Genomic DNA, 21,442 nt, shown 5'->3' with positions numbered 1-21,442 from the left:
GGGCGGGAGCCCATTATTCCAGAGCTCCTCGCCAAGGGGTAGGGTCAGCGCGCCAGCGCCCGGGTGATCTGCAACTTGAGGGGATCATCAGACGGATTCTGGTTGGCGCCGTAGCTGGCAATCAGCTTGCCATCGCGCCCCACCAGATACTTGTGGAAGTTCCAGCTCGGTTCATCGCCATCTGCGGCCGCCGCCAGCCCCTTGAACAGCGGCACGGCATCAGAACCACGCACAGCCACCCGGTTGAACATGGGGAAAGTCACGCCATAGTCGCGGCGGCACACCTCGGCGGTCTTGTTCTCGTTGCCCGCCTCCTGCCAGAAGTCGTTGGAGGGGAAACCGAGAATAATCAGCCCCTTGTCCTTGTAGCTCTGATAAAGCTTCTCCAGATCGCGAAACTGGCCGCTATAGCCGCAGTAGGAGGCGGTATTGACCACCAGCACCACCTTGCCCTCGGTCAGCTGACAGAGATTGTGGCGCTGGGTGCTATTGAGCTCGCGCATCTCCACATTGAAATAGTCGGGACAGGCGGCAGATGCCATGCCACTGCCAAGCAGCAACAACAGCGCTAACCATTTCATCGGCAACACTCCTTGTGGTTTTCTCTCTGATACGTCCCTTGCATCGGGGCGGTTCACTCTCAATGGAGAGGAATGCCGGTCAGCCAACCGTGGCCCCAGAAGATGAGCAGCGCCGTGGCCGCCAGCCCGGCCCCGACACTGATGCCGGTACCGGTCCAGTTGGCCTCGGGGCGTGGATACTTCTGCCAGTCCCGCACCGAAATCCAGACGATGCTCACCAGCGCCCACAGCCCGATACCGCCAAACAGCACCAGTGAACGCGCCTCGCTGTTGACCAGCAGGTGGGCAATGGCCCAGAACAGGGTGCCGAGCAGCTGCGGATGAACCAGCCAGCGGCGCAAATGGTTGGGGCCCTGCCCCGAAAAAAAGAGAATGAGGGAGATGGGCATCATCCCCATCATGGCCAGCGGCCCCCAATCCGGCAGGAAATAGAGCGGAAATGGCCGGACAGTGCGCCAGCCGGCAATGATGCAGGCGATGGCAACGAAAACCAGCAGGGAGAAGAGCCCCTTGTAGCGATTTTCCCCGAGCCGCTCGCGCAGCCGTGCCCGATGCGCCGCTGCAAAACAGGGATAGAGGTGGATCAGGGTAAACAGCGCGACGCCCAGAGTCAGCAGGATCATGGGTCTCTCCTTGTTCGTGTGGCTACCACTATGCCGGAAAGGGCGGAATGCGCCTATAGAAACCACGCAGCCCCATGGCGCCGAACATGGCTGTTAGACGATGCTGCAAGAAAAAAGCCGATCACAGAGGATCGGCAAAGAAGTGCTAGGGCAGCCAGACATCTCGCAGGATGGGAGATGCCCCAAACGGGGATATTGGGTGGCCGATGGCGCCCATCGGCCGAACCGGATCAGCCCTTGAGCTGATAGAGTGCCGCGACGTTGCGCGCAGTCAGCTGAATGTTGGTGCTGGCGGTCTCCAGTGCTTCCGGCAGAGACATGGCACGGTTGACCACGGCGAATACCGCATCCAGCCCGTGCTCGTGCACCACGCCGCAATCGTCGGTCAGACAGCCGGAGATACCGATCACCGGCTTGCCGAACTGCTTGGCACAGCGTGCGACACCGATTGGCGTCTTGCCGTGGATGGTCTGGCTGTCGATACGACCTTCACCGGTAATGACCAGATCCGCATCGGCCACTTCATCAGCCAGTTTCAGGGCTTCGATGACGATCTGGATACCGGGCTTGAGCTCGGCACCGAGCAGACCGACCAGCGCGGCCCCCATACCACCGGCAGCGCCCGCCCCCGGAATATCCTTCACCTGTTTGCCAAGGGCCTGCTCGATGCAGTCGGCATAACGGGAAAGGTTGGCATCAAGCTGCTGCACCATCTCCGGGGTCGCCCCCTTCTGCGGGCCAAACACCGCGGAGGCGCCTTTCGGGCCGCACAGCGGGTTGTTCACATCGCACGCCACCTCGATAACCAGCTCGCCCAGACGCGGGTCCAGACCGCTCAGATCGATGGTCGCAAGCCCGGCGAGACCGGCGCCACCCAGCTCGATGGCTGAGCCATCGGCTTTGAGCAACTTGCCGCCGAGCGCCTGGATCATACCGGCACCGCCGTCATTGGTGGCACTACCACCGATACCGAGGATGAGGTGCTTCACTCCCATCTTCAGCGCGGCCAGGATCAGCTCACCGGTCCCGAAGCTGGAGGTGAGCAGCGGATTGCGCTGCTCGGGAGCGACCAGATGGATACCGGAGGCGGCGGCCATCTCGATAACAGCGCGCTGGCCATCGCCCAGCAAGCCGACAAAACCCTGTACCTTGTTGCCAAGGGGGGCAGTCACTTCGACCGGCAGAATGCGGCCTCCGGTGGCATCGACCAGTGACTGCACCGTGCCCTCGCCGCCATCGGCCATCGGCAATTTGACGTAGGTGGCGTTCGGCAACACCTGTTTGAAACCGGCCTCGATGGCATCAGCCACCGCCATGGCGCTCAGGCTCTCCTTGAATGAATCGGGGGCAATAACAATTTTCATATCAATTCCTTAGGCGAGGCCAAACACGCCAAACATCAGGGTAGAGACAGCTGCAATGGTCAGACCGACCGCGGTTTCGTAGGGGATAAGCTTGAGTCGCTCACCCACGCCCATGTGGACGCTGCCGCCAGTAGCATGAAAGAAGGAGCCGTGGGGCATATGGTCAAACACGGTGGCACCGGCATGGATCATGGCGGCACCCGCCAGCGCGCTGACGCCCAGTTCAAGCAGGGTGGAGCTGAATACGTTGGAAGCCACTACAGTACCGGCGGTAGTCGAGGCGGTTGCCAGCGACATCAGGGCACCGGAGATGGGGGCCAGCAGGTAGGAGGGCAGACCGGAGGCGGTCAGGCCGCTGATCAGCACATCCTTCAGGCCGGAGTTGGCAATGATGCCCGCCAGAGTACCGGTACCCAGCAGCATGATGGCCACCGGTGCCATGCGGGAGAGACCGGAGACCGCAAACTGGTTCACCTTGCTGAACTTGCCCATCATCAGGGCACCGACCAGACCACCGAGCGGCAGCGCAATCAGCGGATCCACCACGATACCGGCGACCGGGCGCAGGGCCAGCAGCAGGATGGCAACCAGCGGCGCACTGATGGCGGCGGCAAAGCCTGGCAGTTTGGTGCCCTCGAAGCTCACCACCTCGTCAGCGGCAACCTTGCTGCCCTTGTTGTTCAGACGCTTGGCCAGCCAGTAAGCCATCACCAGACCAAACAGGCCCGGGATGATGCCGGCCGCCATGACCGAGGTCAGGGGCAGGTGGAAGGCATCAGCCGCGGCAATAGCGTTAGGGTTGGGGGACATGACGTTACCCGCCTTGCCGCCGCCGATCATCGCCAGCAGGATGGCCGCCTTGGAGAGGTCGGCACGGCGGGCGATGGCCAGCGCGATGGGCGCCACCGTGATGACTGCCACGTCCACGAATACACCTACCGCGGTCAGGATCATGGTCGCCAGCGCCAGCGCCAGCAGGGCGCGGGTCTCACCCAGTTTCTTGACAATGGTCTCGGCGATGGTGGTAGCCGCACCCGATTCGATCAGCACGCCGGCCAGTACGCCGGCCGCCAGGATCCGCATCACCGCAGTGGTGATCCCCTGGGCGCCGCCGATCATCAGGGCGACGGTCTGGCTGAGATCGGCGCCGCCGATCAGGCCGCCAGCGAGCGCGCCGACGATCATGCCGTAAGCGGGCGGAACCTTCTTCAGAATGAGGAAGATGGCGATGGAGAGCGCCGCGATGGCGCCAAGGGCAGTAACCGGGATCATGACGGACACCTTCAATGGGAGTGAATGGCCGCCATTATGGAGATCTGCAATCAGAATGCTTTGGCCAAATGGCCAAATATTGCATCCTTAAACAGGGTTTATTTGTCTATCTGAACAATCACAAGTCGAGGTTAAGGCCGAGATAGAGCAAAAATTTGTCGTCTAACTTGTTGAAATTCAATCCGGTTATCTGCTCGATCCGGCTTAGCCGGTAACGCAGGGTATTGGGGTGAATGAACAAGGCCTCGGCACAGCGATGCAGATCACAATCCTGCAAGAAATATTGGCGCAGGGTCTTCTGCAGCGCCCCCTTGCCATCTTCCCTGGCCAGTTTCTGCAGCGGTGTGCGCAGCTGATCCGCCTGCCAGGAGTCCGCCAGACTGCCGAGCAGCACCGGCAAGCGGTAATCCTCGAAGAAGTAGACCTGCTTGCGCGGCGCTTGGCGCATGCCGTGGCGCAATGTATCGCGCGCAGTCTGGTAGGAGCGCGCCAGCCCGTCGATCCCGGCGAAGTAATCCCCCACCCCGATCCGCACCTTGAAGTGGGGGATGCGCGCCAGCAGCTGCCTGATGCGGCTGCGCTCCTGCGCCGATTGCCAGAGGCCGTCGCTGAGCTGGGCCGGTTTTAGCACCACTATCTCGTCAAGACCGTTGATGGCCACCAGATTGTCCCGCTCAGGGTTCTCCAGCAGATGTACCAGCTCTCGCAGTCGGGCCGGATCGCTCTCCTCCAGTGCCAGCACCGCCACCACCCGCGGCTGGCCGAGATCGAGCCCGAGGAAGCGGGCCGCCTGCTGCAGCTGATCGACCCGCCCCTCACCACGAATGAGCTGCAGCACCAGCTCCTCCTTGTGGCGCTTGTCCCACTGCAGCTGTTCGGTGAGCGCCGCCTGCTCCAGGATCAGCTCGGCAGTCATTCGTACCAGCTCGGCGTAAGCTCGAACGATGTCCGGATCTCCGGAGATACCGATGACCCCCAGCAGCTCCCCCTGATAGGCGATGGGCAAATTGATGCCGGGACGCACCCCCTTGAGCTCGCGGGCGGTCGCTTCGCTGATCTCCACCACCCGGTTTTCGGTCAGCGCCAGCACGGCCCCCTCGTGACGCTGATGGAGCCGCTCCGGATTGCCGGACGCAATGATGAGACCGTGTTCGTCCATCACGTTGACCGAGAACGACAGGATCTTCATCGCCCGGCTCACAATCTGGCGCGCCAGGGTATCGTTTAGCTGCATAACATCTCCAAAGAAGGGACTCGGCAACCCGCAGGAAAGCGCCTGCTGCGGGGCAAAGATGCCACATCATCAAGACAAGCGAGAGGGGGATCGCTAGAATAGGCCACTTTACCCGATGTGAGCCCGCCATGGAGCAGGATTTGGTGCTGCCACCACGGCTTCGTGCAGGCCCATCCCCCCGATTTGGAGTGCGCTATGGATTATGAATTTCGCCGCGACCCGTTCGGTGGTTATCGCGCCCGCTTCTCCATGGGCCATGAAGCCATCGGCCAGTGGCTGATCGACGAAGTGGGCAAAGATGAGGAGAAGATCGACGAGCTCTTCACCATCATCGACCAGCTATCCAGTCGGAGTCGCACCGAATACCGGCTCACCGGCGGGGATTACTCTCTGCTGCTGACCCACGAAGAGGCGGAGGTGAAAGCCAACGTCCTCAATATCGAACTGGGCGAGGATCTCGACGATCTCGCCTACTACGATGATGAACAGCTGGCCATGTGCGGGCTGGAAGACTTTGCCCAGGTGCTCACCTCCTGGCGCGCCTTTATCCGCAACGAGGATATGGGCTGATTGACCCCGTTTCGCTTATTCTGGTCGGCCACTGCGGTCGACCATCCAAACCAACAGGATTGACTATGTCTATTTACGATTTTGATGACGAGCTGCCGGAAGACGAGCAGGATCAACCGAAGAAACCCGCCCAACCCAAGAAGAAGGGCAAGCAGGTGCTGAACACTCAGGTCAACCTGAGCCCGCGCGATGCCAGCCGTCTGAACGGCATGCACGTTGAAGCGATCACCACCCTGGATGATGTCAGCCTGCCGAAGAACGTCATCTTCAAGGCTGGCCTGATCGCGTTGGGTGAGCTGGATGCCAACCAGCGCGCCGACATCATCGCCCGCGTCATCGCCGAATCAGGCCGCTAATCGCGTCCCCTGAATGAACAAAGCCGGAGCCACTGCTCCGGCTTTGTTGTTTCTGCCCCTGCCACCTTAGTGACAATCAATGCCTTCTCCCGTGCGGGAAACCAGCTGATCATAACGCCCGTCGGCACGGGCTGCAGCCAGAGCATAATTGAAACGCTCGAGCAGACGGGCCGCATCCGGATAATGCCGTGAAATGATCAGGTAGAAGGTGTCGCTCTGGCGAAAATAGGGTAATGCCTGCAAATGACAGGGTTCCCCAAACAGCTTACGGCTGGCATCCCGGGTCACTGTCTCGTTCATCGGCAACAGATCAACCCGCTTGCGATCCAGCAGTTGCAGACACTGATCCAGCGTCTTGGGACGCTGCAAAGCCATGCCAAAGTGCTTGATCACCCCGTCGGCGTGGCTGGTACTCCACCCCAATGGGATACAGACCCGCAGCCCTTGCCAACGACCAGCCTGAATAGCCCCACCACGTCCTCGATAGGTGAACCAGGAGAGGCGATCTATATGAATGGGGGCGCTGTAGTAGAAGAGATTTGCCCGCTCGGCGGCTCAGGCATAAGGGAACGTTGCCGCAACCAGACCGTTGAGGGTCAGCTGATAGCCGCGGGGCCAGGGTAGGTAGTCAATCTTGACCTCCTGATAACCAGCTTCTTGCAGTAGAGTGGTCACCAGCCGGGTAGTCTCGCCCCCTGCAGCCAGCTCCTTGCCGCTATAGGGAGCAAACTCCCCGGTCGCCAGCAGCACGGGGGCTGCCTGCAACAAGGTGCACCAACAACAGAACAACCACAGATAGTGCTTCATCACCAACTCCCCCTTCACCCTGTGATGAGTATAGAGAAGGGGCCCGACCACCTGCTGCGCGGTTGTTCTCGCGGCGGCCCCTTGTTAAGGTGGCCGTTTGCCTCGACCAAGGAGATCCAATGTTACCCCTGCCCGATTCGCTTATCTGGGGCGCGCTGGCGCTGGCCGTGCTGTTTGCCCTGCTGCGCCAGCGCCTTCCCGCGTTTGGCCTGCTAGGCCTCTCTCTGCTGCTGGCCCTCTGGCTTGGCCGCATCACGCCGCCTGCGCTGGTCATCACGCTGGCGGGATTGCTGCTGGCGTGGCGCACGCCCACCCTGCCCCCCCGCTGGGCGACCATGGCCAGAGTTGCACTGATTGTCTGGTCGCTTGCGCTGACCCTGCACTTCATCCACGGCTTCAGCAATCTCAAGGTGCTGGACAAGGTGCTCGCTGGCCCCAGCAGCGTGCCGTTCAACATGTACCTCAATCTGGACAAGCCGCTGCTAATCTTCGCCCTGCTGCTCGCCTTCCCTACCCTGCTCGGCAAAGGAGGGAGCATTCGCTGGCGTCCGCTGGCTCTGCTGATCCTGCCGCTGGCGGCGCTATTCGGCATTGCCTGGCAACTGGGAGCACTGCGCCCCGAGGTGGGGCTGCCCCACTGGTGGTGGCTGTTTGCCCTCAACAATCTGCTGTTCACCTGTGTGGCGGAAGAGGCGCTGTTTCGCGGCGCGATCCAGCAGGAGCTGGCAAGCCGCAGCAAACCCTGGTTTGCCATTGTGACCAGCGCCCTGCTGTTTGGCGCCATCCACCTGCCGGGCGGAGCCTGCTGGCGCTCTTCGCTGCCCTTGCGGGCTGCTGTTATGGTCTGGCCTTCCAGCTAAGCGGCCGCCTCAGCGTCGCCATCGCAGTGCACTTCGCCTTCAACTTCGCGCATCTGGCGCTCTTCACCTATCCGCTGGCCCACCACTAACGCCTGCAGGCGCCCGACACGGGCGCCTTCCCTCGCTCCTCCCCCTCTCTCTTTAAGCGTGCTGCCTTGCTCGCTTTACAGCTCCACAAAGCTCCAAACAAAACCAATTCATTTACTTGTAACCAAAATGTAAACAAGCTGACCTCTGCATTCGCCATAACAGTCACTTTCCATTGCCCTGCAACCAAAAGGATCCTGTGATGCAGAAACCCCTCAGTTATGCCGCCCTGCTGCTGGTCAGCCAGTTCCCGCAACTGGCACTGGCCGATACCGATGTCTATCTCACCAACAACAGCCCTGAACCGCTCCAGATCGACATCCGCCAAAGCGGTACCGGCCAGCTGCAACCCGGCAGTCAGTGGCTTCAGCACCGCACCGAGCTGGGCCCATGGGAGAGTGCCATGGTGCTCAGCTTCAATCGCTATGAGGGGGTCAAGGCGGGCAAGAGCTATCTGTTCGAAACCCGCGTGACTACAGCGAGTGGCGACGTCTATCGGCTCAACCAGCTGATGGAGGGAACCTGGTGGAACACCACCTTGCAGCACGGCGGCGAGACGCCGACCAGCGCATCCGGCTGGCAAAACGATAGGGAGATCCATCGCGTGGCGGGGCCACAAGAGCTGGCCTTTGCCGCCAAGTTCACCGGCCGCTACGACGATCTGCACTATATGATCACGCCCCCCCAAAAACGGGAGCAGCCGGAACCGGCAGAAAACAGGCTCAAGGTGGCCAGCTACAACGTCTGGGCGCTGCCGGTGATCGCCTCCAGCATCGGTGAGCGGCTGGCTCTGCTGCCAGAGCATCTCAAGGGCTATGACGCCCTGCTGCTGCAAGAGGTATTCGATGGCCGCCGCGAGGGCTTTTTGCAGGCGCTGGCGAAAGAGTATCCCTACCAGACCAGGGTGCTCGACAAACCCGGGGTCAACGTCCACGACGGCGGTGTAGTGATCGTCAGCCGCTATCCGATAGTGCGGGAGGCACAGCTGGTCTATCCCCAATGCACCGGCACCGACTGCTTCGCCGACAAGGGGGTGATGTACGCCGAGGTGATCAAGGGGGGCAAAGCGTGGCACCTGTTCGCTACCCACACCGCCAGCTTCGACACCGACGAGGCGCGCAAGCTGCGCCAGACCCAGTTCGGCCAGATCCGCGCTCTGGCTGCCAGCCTGAAGATCCCCGCCAGCGACACCGTCATCTACGGCGGCGACTTCAACGTCAACAAACGCAAGTTTGCCGACGATTACGCCGGCATGCTGGCCAACCTCAATGCCGATGAGCCAGCCTACGGCGGCTATACCGAAGCGACCTTCGATCCCAGGATCAACCCCTATGCCGGCGGGCCGCTCTCGGGCGGAGCCAACGTCGAGTATCTGGACTATCTGGTGGTGAGCCGGGAGTACGGCGCCGTACGCCACAACCTCAACACGGTCTGGATCCCGCGCAGCAGCGCCGCCAGCCTCTGGCCCGCCAGCAACCTCTCCGATCACTTCCCGGTCAAGGGAGAGATAAGCCGATGAAACGTTACCACGGCTTGCTGGCGTTGGCTGTGCCGGCACTGTTGCTGTTCAACCTGTTCGGCGAACAAACAACACCAGAGCAGCGGGCTCCGGCCAGCCAGCCGACCCGACCAGCCAACGTGGCGGCTCAGGTGCCGCTTTCTACGGTCGCCGGCTCGCAGGCCACCACAGCGTCGTCTGCTCGCAGCGAACCACTGCCCGCCAGCTGGCATGCTATGCCGGATGAGCTGAGCCAGCAGCTCGCCAGCGAGGTAAACGACAGCGATCTGCCGCTGGCCGAGCGGCTTGCCAATCTGGAAGGGGCAGAGGCCCGCTGGCTTGGCGAGGGAGAGAGCCTGTATCGGCTACAGGGGCGCTATGCGCTGGCGCTGGAGGAGCTGGCTCAGGAGAGTGAGCAGTTATCACTGGCCGAGCGACTGGACGCCCTCAGCCGCTTGCAGGATCAGTGGGCGGCAGCTCACCCGGATCTGGCGGGCGAACTGTTCAATCCGGATGCCCGTTTGCAGCAGGCTCGCCAGCTGTGGGGGGATGAGGAGCTGGCGACGCTGGCTCGCCACTTCCTGCCAGCAGATCGAGCAGAGGCGACCGTGCAGTTTGCCGCCAACCGCCAGCAACAGCTGGATCAGCGCAGCCGCTATCAGCAGCAGCTCGCAGCGTTGGAACAGCAGCTGGCCACCGCGCAGGGGGCTATGGCGCCTACCGCGTGGCAGCAGTACCGCGAAGAGCAGCTAAGCCGGTTCAGGCGCGATTTTTTCGCCAACGAACAGAGAGTTAGCGCCGGCCCTTGAACTGCTTGACGCTGCGTTTGGCCTGAGTGCGACGATTGGCCTGCTTGTCGCGGGGTGGGCGCTTGCCCTCCCCGCTGGCTGGCTGGTCGGTGACCGGGAAGCCGGCCAGCTCACTCACCGGCAACTCACGTCCGGTAAGGGTGCGGATCGCAGTCAGCATATCGGCTTCACCATGACAGGTGAGCGAGATGGCGAACCCGCTGCGCCCGGCCCGGGCGGTACGGCCGATGCGGTGCACATAGACGGGGGCGCTGGCGGGCAGATCCAGATTGATCACCACCGGCAGAGCCTCAACATGGATGCCGCGCGCCATCAGGTCGGTGGCCACCAGCACCCGAATGTTGCCCGCCTTGAAATCAGCAAGAGCCTGCTCGCGCACCGCCTGCTCCTTCTCGCCATGGAGTGCCGCCACCGCGATACCCGCCTTGGCCAGCTTTCTGGCGACGCCGTCGGCATCATCCCGCGCACTGATAAAGACCAATACCTGCGACCACGCCTGCTCCTTGAGCAGGCTGATGAGCGCTGGCACCTTGCTGCTCTTGTTGACCAGATAGAGCCGCTCTTCGATATCGTCGGCCACGCTGTTGCGGGGATCCGCCTCCACCCGCTCCGGTGCCTTCAGCAGGCTGGCTGCCAACTCATCGAGCTCGCCCGGCAGGGTGGCAGAGAATAGCAGGGTCTGGCGCCCGACCGGCATGCCATTCATCAGCCACTGGATATCGGGCCAGAAGCCCATCTCCAGCAGGCGATCCGCCTCATCCAGTACCAGGGTGCGCAACCCGGCCAGATTGAGCAGTTGCTGACCCAGCAGATCCCTCAATCGCCCCGGCGTCGCCACCAGCAGTTGCGGCCCCTGCGCCAGCTCAACCTGTTGCAGCTCCTGCGCTACCCCGCCACACAGGGTCACCAGCCGCACGCCCAGCGCATCGGCAAAGCCTTGCAGCGCACCGCTCACCTGAGCGGCCAGCTCGCGAGTCGGCACCAGCACCAGACCCTGTACCTCAGACATGGCGGGATCCAGCCGCTGCAGCAGCGGCAGACCGAACGCCAGCGTCTTGCCACTGCCAGTGCGGGCCAGCGCCAGCAGATCCCGTCCCGCCAGCACGGCAGGGATAGCCAGTTGCTGTACCCGGGTCGGGTGCTTGAGGTCGGTTGGCAGGGCTGCCAGCAGGGCGGGCGCGAGGGCGAGTTCGTTAAAGGTCATGGCGTTACGCAGATATCGGCTGAATGAAGAGGTGGAGGCGAAGTCTAGTGAGCAGGGAGAGATAAGTAAAACCCAATCCGTTATGGCACGGCAGAGAGAGGGGGATGGCTACACTTGTCCTGACCCTATGCAAAGAGTGAGAAGCCATGATCAGACACATCCCCCTCCTGCTGTTGGCTGCAGCCCTGACCGGCAGCGTCACCCTCGGCCTCTCCCGCAGCACGGCGAGTGACACTGCCACCACTCAGGCCAAACCGGTTCGCATCATCAATGCCCACCTTGGCGAGCTACCGGGGCTGATCAATGCCGACAAGACGGGCCCTTTCGTCGATCTGGTGCACGCCATCGACGATCTCTACCCCGATGTGACCATCAAGATCACTATCTATCCCATTGCGCGAGCCATGGTCGGGGTGATCGCCGGCAAAGCCGATCTCGGCCTGCCCGCCATCCGCAATCTAAAGGATGTCGACATGCTGCCCTACCGCTTCAGCACCCGCAGCTTTGGCAAGGTGACCCATGTGATTTACAGCAATACCGCCAATCCGGTCACCACTGACATGGCTTATGGCATAGTTCCCACCAAACGGGATCTGCTGATCGAAGCCGTGCCCGACTATATGCCCTTCCCGGTACAGCGTTCGATGAGTATCGAGCAGTCACTGCGCAAGCTATCTCGGGGTCGCATCGACGCCTTTGTCTGGGCCCAGGAAGAGGCAGATCTCATGCTGAAAAGTCTGAAACTGACCAATATTCACCGTGAATTCTTTGGCGATTTCGAGGATGTTTTCATCATCCAGAAAGGGGGAAACGGGGATGAAATGGACGAATTTATAAGTCGCGCCATCGAGCAACTCGCCGCCTCCGGCAAACTGGCCGAGATTTACGAGAAAATCCACCGACCCTATGTGGATTGGCAACCATCCCCGCTTGCCAGGGCTGAATCGGTAACCACCAAGTCCACCAAGCCCTGAACAGGTTCTCTCCCCATAAAAAAATCCCGCCAAGGCGGGATTTTTTACGCTCAGCCTCTTACAGCACGGCCAGCGCGGCGGCGTAGTTCGGCTCGTCGGCCACTTCGGCCACCAGCTCGCTGTGCAGCACCTTGTTCTCTTCATCCAGCACCACGATGGCACGGGCTGCCAGACCTACCAGCGGGCCGGAGGAGAAGGCCACGCCGTAATCCTGCAGGAAGGCGGCACCACGCAGGGTGGAGAGGGTCACCACCTTGTCCAGCCCTTCGGCGCCGCAGAAGCGGGACTGGGCGAACGGCAGATCGGCGGAGATGCAGAGCACGACGGTGTTGTTCAGAGCGCTGGCCTGCTCGTTGAACTTGCGCACAGAGGTAGCGCAGGTCGGGGTATCGACGCTCGGGAAGATGTTCAGGATCTTGCGCTGACCGGCGAAGCTCGCCAGGGTCAGGTCGGAAAGATCCTTGGCCACCAGAGCGAAAGGCTTGGCCTGCTCACCGGCAAGCGGGAAGTGGCCAGCGACGGAAACCGGGTTGCCTTGCAAAGTGACTGAGTTGCTCATGTGTCATGTCCTTTATTGGTGTTGTAAAAATCAGGCCTCCCAGTATAGGCGTGCCGGGGGTACACAAACACCCGCCAACCACAGGGATATAGCTGGAAAAATGGCGCCTCCCCGGCCGAACCACCAACGCGATAAAAAGGGGGTTGACCTTGGATATAACACCAAGGTTTACACTCGATTCAGTTATTCAGGATCCCGCAGGGGCGGGATCCAGCCAAGAGGAACACACCATGAGCAAATCCTGCTGCTCCACCCAGCATGCTGCGGCGCCCATCAAGGCTGTCAGCAAGGCCAGCTCCTCCACCGAGCACCAGCATAACAGTCACTGCTGCGACAATGCCGCGCCAGTCAGCTGCTGTGGCGGCGCCACCTCTCATGACCATCAGGATCTCGAGAAGTGCGACTCCCCGGGAGATGAAGAGCCCCCCCTAGGCGGCGCGCACTCCCGGAGCTGCTGCACAGCGAATTCATCCCATGACCATGACCATGACCATGACCATGACCATGACCATCATGATCATGACCACGATGCGCAGGCTCCTGTCGAGCCGCTGACCGCACCGGCGCAAGGCAACAGTCGCCACAGCTGGCAGGTGTTGGGGATGGATTGCCCCAGCTGCGCTCGCAAGATCGAGACAGCCGTCAGCCGCGTCAACGGTGTCCAGCAGGCACGAGTGTTGTTTGCCACCGAGAAGCTGGTGGTGGATCTGGCCCCCGGCCTCTCCCCTGATCCCGTGACTGCCGCCGTACTGGCCGCCGGCTTCCAGCTTAAGGGCGAGAGCAACGGCAAGCAGGAGCCCGGCCGTGAGCGCGGCCCGCTGCAGACCCTGCTCGCCAAATATTGGCAACCATTGTCGCTGGCTGGCCTGATGCTGGTGGCGGCCCTGCTGCCGAGCCAGATCGGTCAGCCGCTCTTTACCCTGGCCACCCTCTGGGGACTGTGGCCCATCTCCCGCAAGGCGTGGGCACTGACCAAGAGCGGCTCCCCCTTCGCCATCGAGACCCTGATGACGGTCGCCGCCGTGGGCGCCCTGTTCCTCGGCGAAACCGCCGAAGCAGCCATGGTGCTGCTGCTGTTCATGCTGGGTGAGCATCTGGAGGCCTACGCCGCCGGTCGCGCCCGGGCTGGGGTCACCGCCCTGATGGCGCTGGTGCCTGACAAGGCATTGCGGATCCGTACCACTGCCGAGGGCGAGGTGCGCGAAGAGGTCGGCGCCGATGAGCTGCGTCCCGGCGACATTATCGAAATCGCCCCGGGCGCCCGTCTCCCAGCCGATGCCCGCCTGCTCGACGCCCTCGGTGCGTTTGACGAAAGTGCCCTGACCGGTGAATCCATCCCGGTGGAACGCCGCCAGGGTGACAAGGTGCCGGCCGGCAGTCTGGCTGCCGATCGGGTACTGCGTCTTGAGGTGGTATCGGAACCGGGCAACAACGCCATCGACCGCATCCTGCACCTCATCGAGGAGGCCGAGAGCCAGCGCGCCCCTATCGAGCGCTTTATCGACCGCTTCAGCCGCTGGTATACCCCGGCCATGATGCTGGTTGCCCTGCTGGTGGTGCTGGTGCCGCCCCTTGTCTTCGGCCAGAGCTGGGATGAGTGGGTTTATCGTGGGCTGGCATTGCTGCTGATCGGTTGCCCCTGTGCGCTGGTCATCTCCACCCCGGCAGCGGTTACCTCCGCACTGGCCGCGGCAACCCGGCAGGGGGCCCTGATCAAGGGTGGTGCCGCACTGGAGCGATTGGCCCATATCGATACTGTGGCGTTTGACAAGACCGGCACCCTGACCCTGGGCAAGCCGCAGCTGACCGAGCTGGTGAGCCTCAATGGTCAGAGCAATGGCGAACTGCTGGCGCTGGCTGCCGCTATCGAGCAGGGCTCCCACCACCCGCTGGCCCGTGCCGTGGTGGCCGCCGCCAACGAGCAGGGGCTGGCACAGGTAGAAGCCCGCGATCTGCGAGCCCTGCCGGGCATGGGTGTTGAAGGGCGCATCAACGGCGAGCTGTGGCAACTGCTGGCACCGAGCCGGATAGCTACGCTGAGCAAAGATCAACAGGCCCAGATCGCCATGCTGGAGAAGCAGGGCAAGACGGTGGTCGTGCTCTGCCAGAGCAGCAGCGAACAGGCTCTGCCGGTGGCCCTGCTGGCCCTGCGGGATCAGATCCGGCCGGAAGCGGCAGAGGCGCTGCAAGAGCTCAACCGGCTCGGGCTGCAGAGCATCATGCTGACCGGCGACAACCCCCGCGCCGCCGAGGCCATCGCCGGTGAACTTGGGATGGGCTGGCGCGCCGGCCTGTTGCCGGAGGGAAAGGTCGATGAGATTGCCAAACTCGCCAGCTCGCAGAAAGTCGCGATGATCGGTGATGGCATCAACGATGCCCCGGCCATGAAGCGGGCCATTATCGGCATCGCCATGGGTGGCGGCACCGACGTGGCACTGGAGACAGCCGATGCGGCGCTGACTCACAACCAGCTCGGCGGTATCGCCGCGATGATCCGCCTCTCCCGCTCGGCGCTGGCCAATATTCACCAGAATATCGCGCTGGCACTGGGACTGAAGGCCATCTTCCTGGTCACCAGTCTGCTCGGCATCACCGGCCTGTGGATTGCGGTGCTGGCCGATACAGGTGCCACCGCACTGGTCACCGCCAACGCCCTGCGCCTGCTGCGCAAGCGTTAAGCCAGCCGATAACATCCCAACCAAAAGCCGTCCCCCAACCGGGACGGCTTTTCTTTTTCCTCTCATTTCTCTCACGGCACCCCGTAAAAGAAAAAGCGCGCCTGCCGGTCGGCAGTCGCGCTTTGCTTACTCTCTCGGATTATCCCACCCTTGGCGAGGTGGAATTCAACCCGGGGACGCCGAGCCATCCCCCGGGCTCAATGGGTTTGCCTAGGGTGTTGCATCCGCCACGCTGACGCTCAGGGTCGGCTTCTCCTTGTCCATGGCGGTAAAGACAAACTTGTAGTTACCCGCCTTGCTCAGGGTCATACCGACGTCACTCCCCCCTTTGCACAGGGTAAGAGGGGCTGAAACGGTCAGCACATCGCTCGGCGCACACTTGCCATAGTTGGCGATGTTCCAGCTGGCATCGGCGATCTTCAGGGTGGTCTGACCCAATTGGCCATCGGTGACCGGCACGGTCAGCCCGTACATGTAGTTGCCATCAAAGCTCATCTGGTTGACCGCATCCCACTGACCCAGGAAGCCACGCACAAAGATGCCCGTGTTGCCAAACGGTGGCAGGGTGCTCAGGTCGGTTTTCTTGCCAAGCGGCAGACCCGCTCCCTGCGCACCGGACTGCGGCTTGACGAACACAGCGGCCGACCAGGCCCCCAGGGTCAGGGTGCCGCCACTGACAGCGGCATCGCGGGCGATACTGTTGCCAGCGTGGTGAGCTGAGCTCAGTTGCAAACCGCTCAGGTCGATCGGCTGATCGTTGCCATCACGGAAATCGCCGATACTCTGGCTCTGGTTGGTGGCGTTGATCATCACCACCAGACCGTCGATGGCCGGATCCAGATCCGCTCCTGCATTGACGCCGTCATCCACCGTCATCACGATAAGCCCGGGCACCTGAGCCGGGCCGGTATTACGGAAATCGACCCGCTTGATCACCTCGGCGCCGCTGCCAAGACGCAGCAGACGCGATGATTTGCGCAGCTCCACCAGCTCCTGATAGAAGCCAACCATGGTCTCCATGTCGGTGCCATTTGGCTTGCCATTGAGCGTCAGCACCTTCTCGATCAGCGGATAGTTGTCGCCATCCTTATCCTTGCGCGGCAACCCCTTGTCGAAGTTGTTGTCAGCCAGGGTGTAGTCGACCTTGTTGTACCAGTCGCCCGAGTCGTAGCTGTCCCGTTCCATGGATTTGGATCTCAGCAGCTCGACACCGGCGTGGGTGAAGGGGATACCCTGCCCCAGCATGGCGGTGGCGAGCGATACCCCCTGCATCCGCACCAGATCGGCGCTGGCAGGTGCCTTGTAGCTCAGGTTGTCGAACAGGGTCTGGTTGTCGTGCTTGTCGACATAGTTCTGCACCTCCCCCGGATCCTTGGCATAACCGGCGCTCTGGCCGTTATAGTCGATCTCGGAGCCCTTCTTCGGCACCCCGTCCTTGTCGGTCAGGACGAAGTCCCTGAGGTTGCCCGCCATGCCAAGACGCACCAGATCCGCCAGATGGAGCGCCTGATCCCTGGTCACCTTGCTCGCTTCATTGGGATAGACAAAAGCACCGTTGCCAAAGCCCTGAGTCTCGCGAATGGTATCGCCACCGTCGAACGGACTGCCACCGCGCACCGCATCCCGCAAGCGGTCGGAGAAGGAGCCGATGCCGGTGCCGCCCAGATGCTTCTGGGTCGCCTGCACGAAGCGCTTGTCATCCTGCACCTCGCCGAAGTTCCACCCCTCGCCGTAGAAGTACATATCCGGGTTGACCTTCTTCACCGCGGCCAGCGCCTGCACCATCTGATCTTTCGGGTGGTGGCCCATCAGGTCGAAGCGGAAGGCATCGATCTTGTAGTCGCGAGCCCAGGTCACCAGCGAATCATCCATCAGCTTGGCGAACATGGCGTGCTCCGGCGCTGTGTTGGAGCAGCAGGTGGAGTTCTCCACCGAGCCGGTCTCCGGGTTGAGGCGCTGATAGTACCAGGGCACTATCTTGTCGAGCACCGACTTGGGGCCAAGTCCGGATTCGTTGGTGTGGTTGTAGACCACGTCCATCACCACGTTCATGCCGATATTCTGCTTGATGGCCTTGACCATCTCGCGGAACTCCAGGATGCGCTGGGTACCCTCGGCATTGGTAGCGTAGGAGCCTTCCGGCGTGGTGTAGTGGTAAGGGTCATAACCCCAGTTGAAGGAGTCGACGCCGCGCAGATAGCCGGAGAGCTCCTGCACCTGCGGGTTATCCTTGCTGTCGCCCGACTTGAGAGCATCCAGCACCTGGCCGACAGTCTGGCCACCGCCGCAGTAAGTGCCAAACTTGGATGTTTTCACCTCCGGATTGACCTGACAGAGCTTGCTGAAGTCATCGCCGATATTGGCCACCTTGGCCGGATCCTCGTTGACGGTAGCTATGTCGAACACCGGCAGCAGATGCAAATGACTGACGCCGCTCTTGGCCAGCGCCTGCAGGTGGGCGACCGGCTTGGTGCCATGATCGGTCAGGCCGAGGAACTTGCCGCGATGCTCCACCGGGGTGGAATCATCGTTGCCGGTGAGATCGCGGACATGGGCTTCATAGATGGTAATATCGGCTGGATTCTGCTGGCTGTGGGGTGCTTTCAGGCTATCCCACCCTTCCGGCTTGAGGGCCGGATCGTTGAGATCCACCACCTGACTGAACTCGGAGTTCATCGCGAGGCTCAGGGAGTAGGGGTCGGTCACCTCATAGTGCTCGACCTTGCGGCTCAGCGGGTGGTACACCTCCATGTCGTAGCGGTAGAACTTACCGATCAGCTCGCTACCCCCTTCGTAACTCCAGCTGCCGCTGGCGCTGTCAAAGGTCATCGCTACCTCGCCACTCTTCTGGTGGCTGGCGTTGTAGAGAGCCAACTTGACCGACTTGGCGGTCGGCGCCCAGAGACGGAAGGTGACCCGGTTGCCATCTACCACGGCACCATAGCTGAGCTTGGTCGCCTCGGTCGCATAGAGGGCATCGAGGGCGCCAGCGCTCTGCACCAGGGTCGCCCCCTGCAGGATACCGTCGGCATCGGTACCGATAGCCACCAGTTCCCCCTTGAGCAGGGGTTTGAGATCCTTGCCGCTGGGCAGGGCAAAGGCAGCCGCATCCTTGAGATGCGGATATTTGGCCTGCTGCTCGGCGGTCAGAGCGGTCGCGGTCAGGGTGATATAGGGGAAGTCAAATACCCCATCGGCATTGGCCTTGATAGTGCCGGAGTCGGTGTAATAGAGACGAACATGGGGCTTGTCCTTGCCCCCTTGCCAAATCAGGGTGTTGCCATCGATCAGATGAGCGCTGGCCCCTGCCACGCCAAACGCGGCGGTGAAGGCTTCGGCACGGCTGCCAAATACCTCCTTCTTGCCGGCCACGATGGCCACGGTGCGATCCGGATGATCCTGGAAGATCACCTTCATGTCGCTGCCGGTCAGGTTGGCCAGATCGCCGTTGCGAGCGATAAAGTTGATGCAACCTTCCAGCTTGCTGAGCGGCACCACCCAGGCCGGGCCAAAGCTGTCAGCCGCTGCTGGGCTCTTGCTCTTGTCATCCCAACCGCTGTTCAGACCGCTCGCCTCGGTGGCAGAGCAGGCCTCATTGTTCCAGAGATGGAGGCTGTAGCTGGCAAAGGGCCCTTCGGCACTTCTGGCTGCCGCGGTCTGGGTATCGACCAGGGCAATCACCGCCTGATTGTTACCGGCCATCAGCAGCTCTTTGGGAGGATCCATCTTGGGTAAACGGGCAACAGGCCCATCAGTCACTTCAGGGGTAGGTGGTGTGGGAGGGACAGGTTTCACACCGGAGGAGTCAGAACCATTGTCATTACAGCCAGACAAAAGCGCGAGCAGTGAGGCTGTTACCAGCGCCACTTTGGTCTTTTTCATATCCATATTTTTATAATTCCCGCTGTTTAGTTAGTCTCGATAATCGAGCACCCGGTCATTGCCAGGTGGTGCCATCTTAATCAGCGAAAATCGTTGCAAATGTGAGCAAGCAGGCAGAAAAGCCAAACTTTTTCAACAAGATAACGTTTTCAGATGGAAACTTGGATCCGGCTCACAGACCCCGCGGCAATTTGGCCTCATATCTGACTAACGGTGGTCACCGGGTCGGGAAAAACAATTTTCGATCAAGTGGATAGAGAAGGAGCAGGTGATGAAAAGGATTGAGGAACAGGCGCAACGGCTGGATCTGGAGTACCAGGCGATCGGTCAGCTGTTCGACCAGTTTTGCCAGCAGGCTGGCACCCTGGCCGAACAGTATCACTTCTTCAACTGGCCCGACTATGAGGACTCACCTCCCCTGAGCCGCGCCTTCACTCTGCTGGGAGAGGCCCGCGAATTGCGGCTACGCTGCCAGCCAGGTGAGCGCGGTGCCCTCAACGGTCTGCTCCAGGTGGTCGCCGAAGATGGCACCGTCGATGCGAGCCTTGGCTTTGGTGCCGACGGACAGCTGCTGCTGGAGTCCGGCAAACTGCTCGACAACCCACCGCAACTGCTGCTCAAGCTGCTGCTGGGCGCAGTCTGGCAACACAAGCCGCAGGAGGAGATCACCGGGCAACCGCACTGACATCAGAGCGCCAACGGCATTGAAACCGGGGGGCCAAGGCCCCCCTGTTTGCTTTTATTCGGTCGCAATCTCGATGGTGACATGTACCAGCTCTTCATGGATGGCGAGCCGCTCGCGGATCTGGTTGGCCGACAGGGGCGCCATCATCAGCAGGGAGAGCACGCAGGCATACTGCTGCTGCCCCACTCGCCAGACGTGGAGATCGCGGATCTCGGTCTCCGGCAGCTCGGCAATCACCTCGCGGATTTCCGTCACCAGCGGGGCATCCATCTCGGCATCCAGCAGCACCCGGCCGGAGTCGCGCAGCAGCCCCCAGGCCCATACAGCGACCAGTCCGGCACCCACTATGCCCATCAGCGGATCGAGCCAGTCAGCGCCCCACAGCATGCCACCCACCAGCGCCAGAATCGCCAGCACCGAGGTGGCTGCATCTGCCAGCACGTGGATGTAGGCGGCACGCAGGTTGAGATCCTGATGGCCGTGGTGATGATCGTGCGAGTGATCGTGGTCGTGATGATCATCATGGTGGCCATGCCCATGGCCGTGATGATGATGATGGTGGTGACCGTGATCATCCTTGAGCAGCCAGGCACAGGCGAGATTCACCAGCAGGCCGACGATGGCGATGGCAATAGCCTGCTGGTAGTGGATCGGGCTGGGATCCAGCAGCCGGAACACCGATTCGAACAGCATCATGCCGGCCACCCCCACCAGCAAGAGAGCACTGGTAAAGCCACCCAGCACCTCGATCTTCCAGGTGCCGAAGCTGAATCTGTGGTCACGGGCAAAGTGGCGGGCGGCGCGGTAGGCCAATACCGAGAGACCGAGCGCCAGTGCGTGGGAGCTCATGTGCCAGCCATCGGCCAACAGCGCCATGGAGTTGTAGAACCAGCCGCCGCCGATCTCCGCCACCATCATGATGACAGTGAGCAGCACGGCCCAGCGGGTCTTCTGTTCGGCCAGCGGATTGCCTTCGTGCACAACGGGTTGGTGGCAGTGGGATGAGGCGAGGGATGACATGAATTTCTCCTGAGAACGACAATGCAATATACTATACCCCAGTATAGTTTTATTGATCGAGAGGATCCTGCATGTCACACACCATCCACGACAAGAAGAAGCTGCTGGCACGGGTGCGCCGCATCAAGGGACAGGCCGGGGCGCTGGAGAGTGCGCTGGAGCAGGAGAGCGAGTGCGCCGCCATTTTGCAGCAGATCGCCGCCATCCGCGGCGCCGTCAACGGCCTGATGCTGGAGGTGCTGGAGGGGCACATGCGCGAACACCTGGGAGCCGAAGAGGCGACCCACGCCGAGCGGCTGGAGGATCTGGATCAGGTAGTGCGGGTCTTGCGATCCTATCTGAAGTAAGGCCTGAGAATGGGGCTGCGGGCAGCCCCACA

Annotated in this window: 19 protein-coding genes and 1 pseudogene; 9 read left to right on the top strand and 11 right to left on the bottom strand. The window is 61.7% G+C overall.

Going from position 1 to position 21,442, the window contains the following annotated elements; translation table 11 throughout:
• Nucleotides 1–44: 44 nt before the first annotated feature.
• The 5 genes from WE862_RS06995 to WE862_RS06975 form a co-directional block, all read right to left on the bottom strand.
• On the bottom strand, nucleotides 45–581 hold the full coding sequence (locus WE862_RS06995) for a glutathione peroxidase (protein WP_198493543.1): 537 nt from the start codon (nucleotides 579–581) through the stop codon (nucleotides 45–47).
• 59 nt (nucleotides 582–640) lie between these two features.
• Nucleotides 641–1,204: an NnrU family protein gene (locus WE862_RS06990; protein WP_198493544.1), complete on the bottom strand. Its 564-nt coding sequence runs from the start codon at nucleotides 1,202–1,204 to the stop codon at nucleotides 641–643.
• Between the two features lie 230 nt (nucleotides 1,205–1,434).
• Nucleotides 1,435–2,568, bottom strand: coding sequence for a glycerate kinase (locus tag WE862_RS06985; protein WP_198493545.1), 1,134 nt, complete (start codon nucleotides 2,566–2,568; stop codon nucleotides 1,435–1,437).
• Nucleotides 2,569–2,577: 9 nt separating this feature from the next.
• Nucleotides 2,578–3,840: a GntP family permease gene (locus tag WE862_RS06980; RefSeq protein WP_041209065.1), complete on the bottom strand. Its 1,263-nt coding sequence runs from the start codon at nucleotides 3,838–3,840 to the stop codon at nucleotides 2,578–2,580.
• A 118-nt stretch (nucleotides 3,841–3,958) separates the two neighbouring features.
• Nucleotides 3,959–5,074: a sugar diacid recognition domain-containing protein gene (locus tag WE862_RS06975; protein ID WP_198493546.1), complete on the bottom strand. Its 1,116-nt coding sequence runs from the start codon at nucleotides 5,072–5,074 to the stop codon at nucleotides 3,959–3,961.
• Nucleotides 5,075–5,269: 195 nt separating this feature from the next.
• Here WE862_RS06975 and WE862_RS06970 point away from each other — a divergent pair, with 195 nt between their 5' ends.
• Together WE862_RS06970 and WE862_RS06965 are read left to right on the top strand one after the other, a co-directional pair.
• Nucleotides 5,270–5,644: a YacL family protein gene (locus WE862_RS06970; RefSeq protein ID WP_042031646.1), complete on the top strand. Its 375-nt coding sequence runs from the start codon at nucleotides 5,270–5,272 to the stop codon at nucleotides 5,642–5,644.
• A gap of 65 nt (nucleotides 5,645–5,709) precedes the next feature.
• Entirely contained in the window at nucleotides 5,710–6,000 is a 291-nt protein-coding gene (locus tag WE862_RS06965) for a hypothetical protein (RefSeq protein ID WP_041209062.1), read from the top strand.
• Between the two features lie 66 nt (nucleotides 6,001–6,066).
• Here the strand turns inward: WE862_RS06965 and WE862_RS06960 are convergent, their stop codons facing one another.
• Nucleotides 6,067–6,423, bottom strand: coding sequence for a hypothetical protein (locus tag WE862_RS06960; RefSeq protein ID WP_422388484.1), 357 nt, complete (start codon nucleotides 6,421–6,423; stop codon nucleotides 6,067–6,069).
• Nucleotides 6,424–6,555: 132 nt separating this feature from the next.
• Entirely contained in the window at nucleotides 6,556–6,807 is a 252-nt protein-coding gene (locus WE862_RS06955) for a hypothetical protein (RefSeq protein ID WP_339058719.1), read from the bottom strand.
• A gap of 119 nt (nucleotides 6,808–6,926) precedes the next feature.
• Between WE862_RS06955 and WE862_RS06950 the strand changes: the two are divergent.
• The 3 genes and pseudogenes from WE862_RS06950 (at nucleotide 6,927) to WE862_RS06940 (ending at nucleotide 10,061) form a co-directional block, all read left to right on the top strand.
• A pseudogene (locus tag WE862_RS06950) lies at nucleotides 6,927–7,756 on the top strand (CPBP family intramembrane glutamic endopeptidase).
• Between the two features lie 200 nt (nucleotides 7,757–7,956).
• Nucleotides 7,957–9,273 carry a sphingomyelin phosphodiesterase gene (locus WE862_RS06945; RefSeq protein ID WP_042030367.1) on the top strand — a complete coding sequence of 439 codons (1,317 nt, stop codon included), beginning with the start codon at nucleotides 7,957–7,959 and terminating at the stop codon, nucleotides 9,271–9,273.
• Nucleotides 9,270–10,061, top strand: coding sequence for a hypothetical protein (locus WE862_RS06940; RefSeq protein WP_042030365.1), 792 nt, complete (start codon nucleotides 9,270–9,272; stop codon nucleotides 10,059–10,061). The genes WE862_RS06945 and WE862_RS06940 overlap by 4 nt, the downstream gene beginning before the upstream one ends.
• On the opposite strand, the gene WE862_RS06935 is transcribed toward WE862_RS06940, so the two are convergent.
• Complete coding sequence (locus WE862_RS06935) at nucleotides 10,045–11,265, bottom strand: DEAD/DEAH box helicase (protein WP_042030363.1); 1,221 nt, start codon at nucleotides 11,263–11,265, stop codon at nucleotides 10,045–10,047. The genes WE862_RS06940 and WE862_RS06935 overlap by 17 nt on opposite strands.
• Before the next feature lie 146 nt (nucleotides 11,266–11,411).
• Between WE862_RS06935 and WE862_RS06930 the strand changes: the two genes are divergently transcribed.
• A complete protein-coding gene (locus WE862_RS06930) occupies nucleotides 11,412–12,239 on the top strand; it encodes a transporter substrate-binding domain-containing protein (RefSeq protein ID WP_042030362.1) in 828 nt (275 codons plus the stop codon).
• A 58-nt stretch (nucleotides 12,240–12,297) separates the two neighbouring features.
• On the opposite strand, the gene tpx is transcribed toward WE862_RS06930, so the two are convergent.
• Nucleotides 12,298–12,798, bottom strand: a complete 501-nt coding sequence (gene tpx, locus WE862_RS06925) for a thiol peroxidase (protein WP_041209055.1) — start codon at nucleotides 12,796–12,798, stop codon at nucleotides 12,298–12,300.
• Nucleotides 12,799–13,028: 230 nt separating this feature from the next.
• Between tpx and WE862_RS06920 the strand changes: the two genes are divergently transcribed.
• Nucleotides 13,029–15,476, top strand: a complete 2,448-nt coding sequence (locus tag WE862_RS06920) for a zinc/cadmium/mercury/lead-transporting ATPase (RefSeq protein WP_042030361.1) — start codon at nucleotides 13,029–13,031, stop codon at nucleotides 15,474–15,476.
• 210 nt (nucleotides 15,477–15,686) lie between these two features.
• Here WE862_RS06920 and pulA read toward each other — a convergent pair whose 3' ends face one another.
• The gene (pulA, locus tag WE862_RS06915) at nucleotides 15,687–19,364 is read right to left on the bottom strand and encodes a pullulanase-type alpha-1,6-glucosidase (RefSeq protein ID WP_225628292.1); all 3,678 of its coding nucleotides are present in this window, start codon (nucleotides 19,362–19,364) and stop codon (nucleotides 15,687–15,689) included.
• 265 nt (nucleotides 19,365–19,629) lie between these two features.
• Between pulA and WE862_RS06910 the strand changes: the two genes are divergently transcribed.
• A complete protein-coding gene (locus WE862_RS06910) occupies nucleotides 19,630–20,043 on the top strand; it encodes a hypothetical protein (RefSeq protein WP_042030359.1) in 414 nt (137 codons plus the stop codon).
• A 54-nt stretch (nucleotides 20,044–20,097) separates the two neighbouring features.
• On the opposite strand, the gene dmeF is transcribed toward WE862_RS06910, so the two are convergent.
• Nucleotides 20,098–21,063: a CDF family Co(II)/Ni(II) efflux transporter DmeF gene (gene dmeF, locus WE862_RS06905; RefSeq protein ID WP_042030357.1), complete on the bottom strand. Its 966-nt coding sequence runs from the start codon at nucleotides 21,061–21,063 to the stop codon at nucleotides 20,098–20,100.
• A 71-nt stretch (nucleotides 21,064–21,134) separates the two neighbouring features.
• Between dmeF and WE862_RS06900 the strand changes: the two genes are divergently transcribed.
• The gene (locus WE862_RS06900) at nucleotides 21,135–21,410 is read left to right on the top strand and encodes a metal/formaldehyde-sensitive transcriptional repressor (protein ID WP_033114018.1); all 276 of its coding nucleotides are present in this window, start codon (nucleotides 21,135–21,137) and stop codon (nucleotides 21,408–21,410) included.
• Nucleotides 21,411–21,442 lie beyond the last annotated feature (32 nt).

Source organism: Aeromonas jandaei, from assembly GCF_037890695.1.
GTDB lineage: Bacteria > Pseudomonadota > Gammaproteobacteria > Enterobacterales > Aeromonadaceae > Aeromonas > Aeromonas jandaei.
Note: the sequence above shows the minus strand (reverse complement) of the source record. Positions and strands in the feature narration are given on the sequence as shown.

Bases quoted from the DNA above. Each gene is read 5' to 3' on its own strand.
- WE862_RS06995 (WP_198493543.1), bottom strand. From the start codon at position 581: ATGAAATGGTTAGCGCTGTTGTTGCTGCTTGGCAGTGGCATGGCATCT.
- WE862_RS06990 (WP_198493544.1), bottom strand. From the start codon at position 1,204: ATGATCCTGCTGACTCTGGGCGTCGCGCTGTTTACCCTGATCCACCTC.
- WE862_RS06985 (WP_198493545.1), bottom strand. From the start codon at position 2,568: ATGAAAATTGTTATTGCCCCCGATTCATTCAAGGAGAGCCTGAGCGCC.
- WE862_RS06980 (WP_041209065.1), bottom strand. From the start codon at position 3,840: ATGATCCCGGTTACTGCCCTTGGCGCCATCGCGGCGCTCTCCATCGCC.
- WE862_RS06975 (WP_198493546.1), bottom strand. From the start codon at position 5,074: ATGCAGCTAAACGATACCCTGGCGCGCCAGATTGTGAGCCGGGCGATG.
- WE862_RS06970 (WP_042031646.1), top strand. From the start codon at position 5,270: ATGGATTATGAATTTCGCCGCGACCCGTTCGGTGGTTATCGCGCCCGC.
- WE862_RS06965 (WP_041209062.1), top strand. From the start codon at position 5,710: ATGTCTATTTACGATTTTGATGACGAGCTGCCGGAAGACGAGCAGGAT.
- WE862_RS06955 (WP_339058719.1), bottom strand. From the start codon at position 6,807: ATGAAGCACTATCTGTGGTTGTTCTGTTGTTGGTGCACCTTGTTGCAG.
- WE862_RS06945 (WP_042030367.1), top strand. From the start codon at position 7,957: ATGCAGAAACCCCTCAGTTATGCCGCCCTGCTGCTGGTCAGCCAGTTC.
- WE862_RS06940 (WP_042030365.1), top strand. From the start codon at position 9,270: ATGAAACGTTACCACGGCTTGCTGGCGTTGGCTGTGCCGGCACTGTTG.
- WE862_RS06935 (WP_042030363.1), bottom strand. From the start codon at position 11,265: ATGACCTTTAACGAACTCGCCCTCGCGCCCGCCCTGCTGGCAGCCCTG.
- WE862_RS06930 (WP_042030362.1), top strand. From the start codon at position 11,412: ATGATCAGACACATCCCCCTCCTGCTGTTGGCTGCAGCCCTGACCGGC.
- tpx (WP_041209055.1), bottom strand. From the start codon at position 12,798: ATGAGCAACTCAGTCACTTTGCAAGGCAACCCGGTTTCCGTCGCTGGC.
- WE862_RS06920 (WP_042030361.1), top strand. From the start codon at position 13,029: ATGAGCAAATCCTGCTGCTCCACCCAGCATGCTGCGGCGCCCATCAAG.
- pulA (WP_225628292.1), bottom strand. From the start codon at position 19,364: ATGGATATGAAAAAGACCAAAGTGGCGCTGGTAACAGCCTCACTGCTC.
- WE862_RS06910 (WP_042030359.1), top strand. From the start codon at position 19,630: ATGAAAAGGATTGAGGAACAGGCGCAACGGCTGGATCTGGAGTACCAG.
- dmeF (WP_042030357.1), bottom strand. From the start codon at position 21,063: ATGTCATCCCTCGCCTCATCCCACTGCCACCAACCCGTTGTGCACGAA.
- WE862_RS06900 (WP_033114018.1), top strand. From the start codon at position 21,135: ATGTCACACACCATCCACGACAAGAAGAAGCTGCTGGCACGGGTGCGC.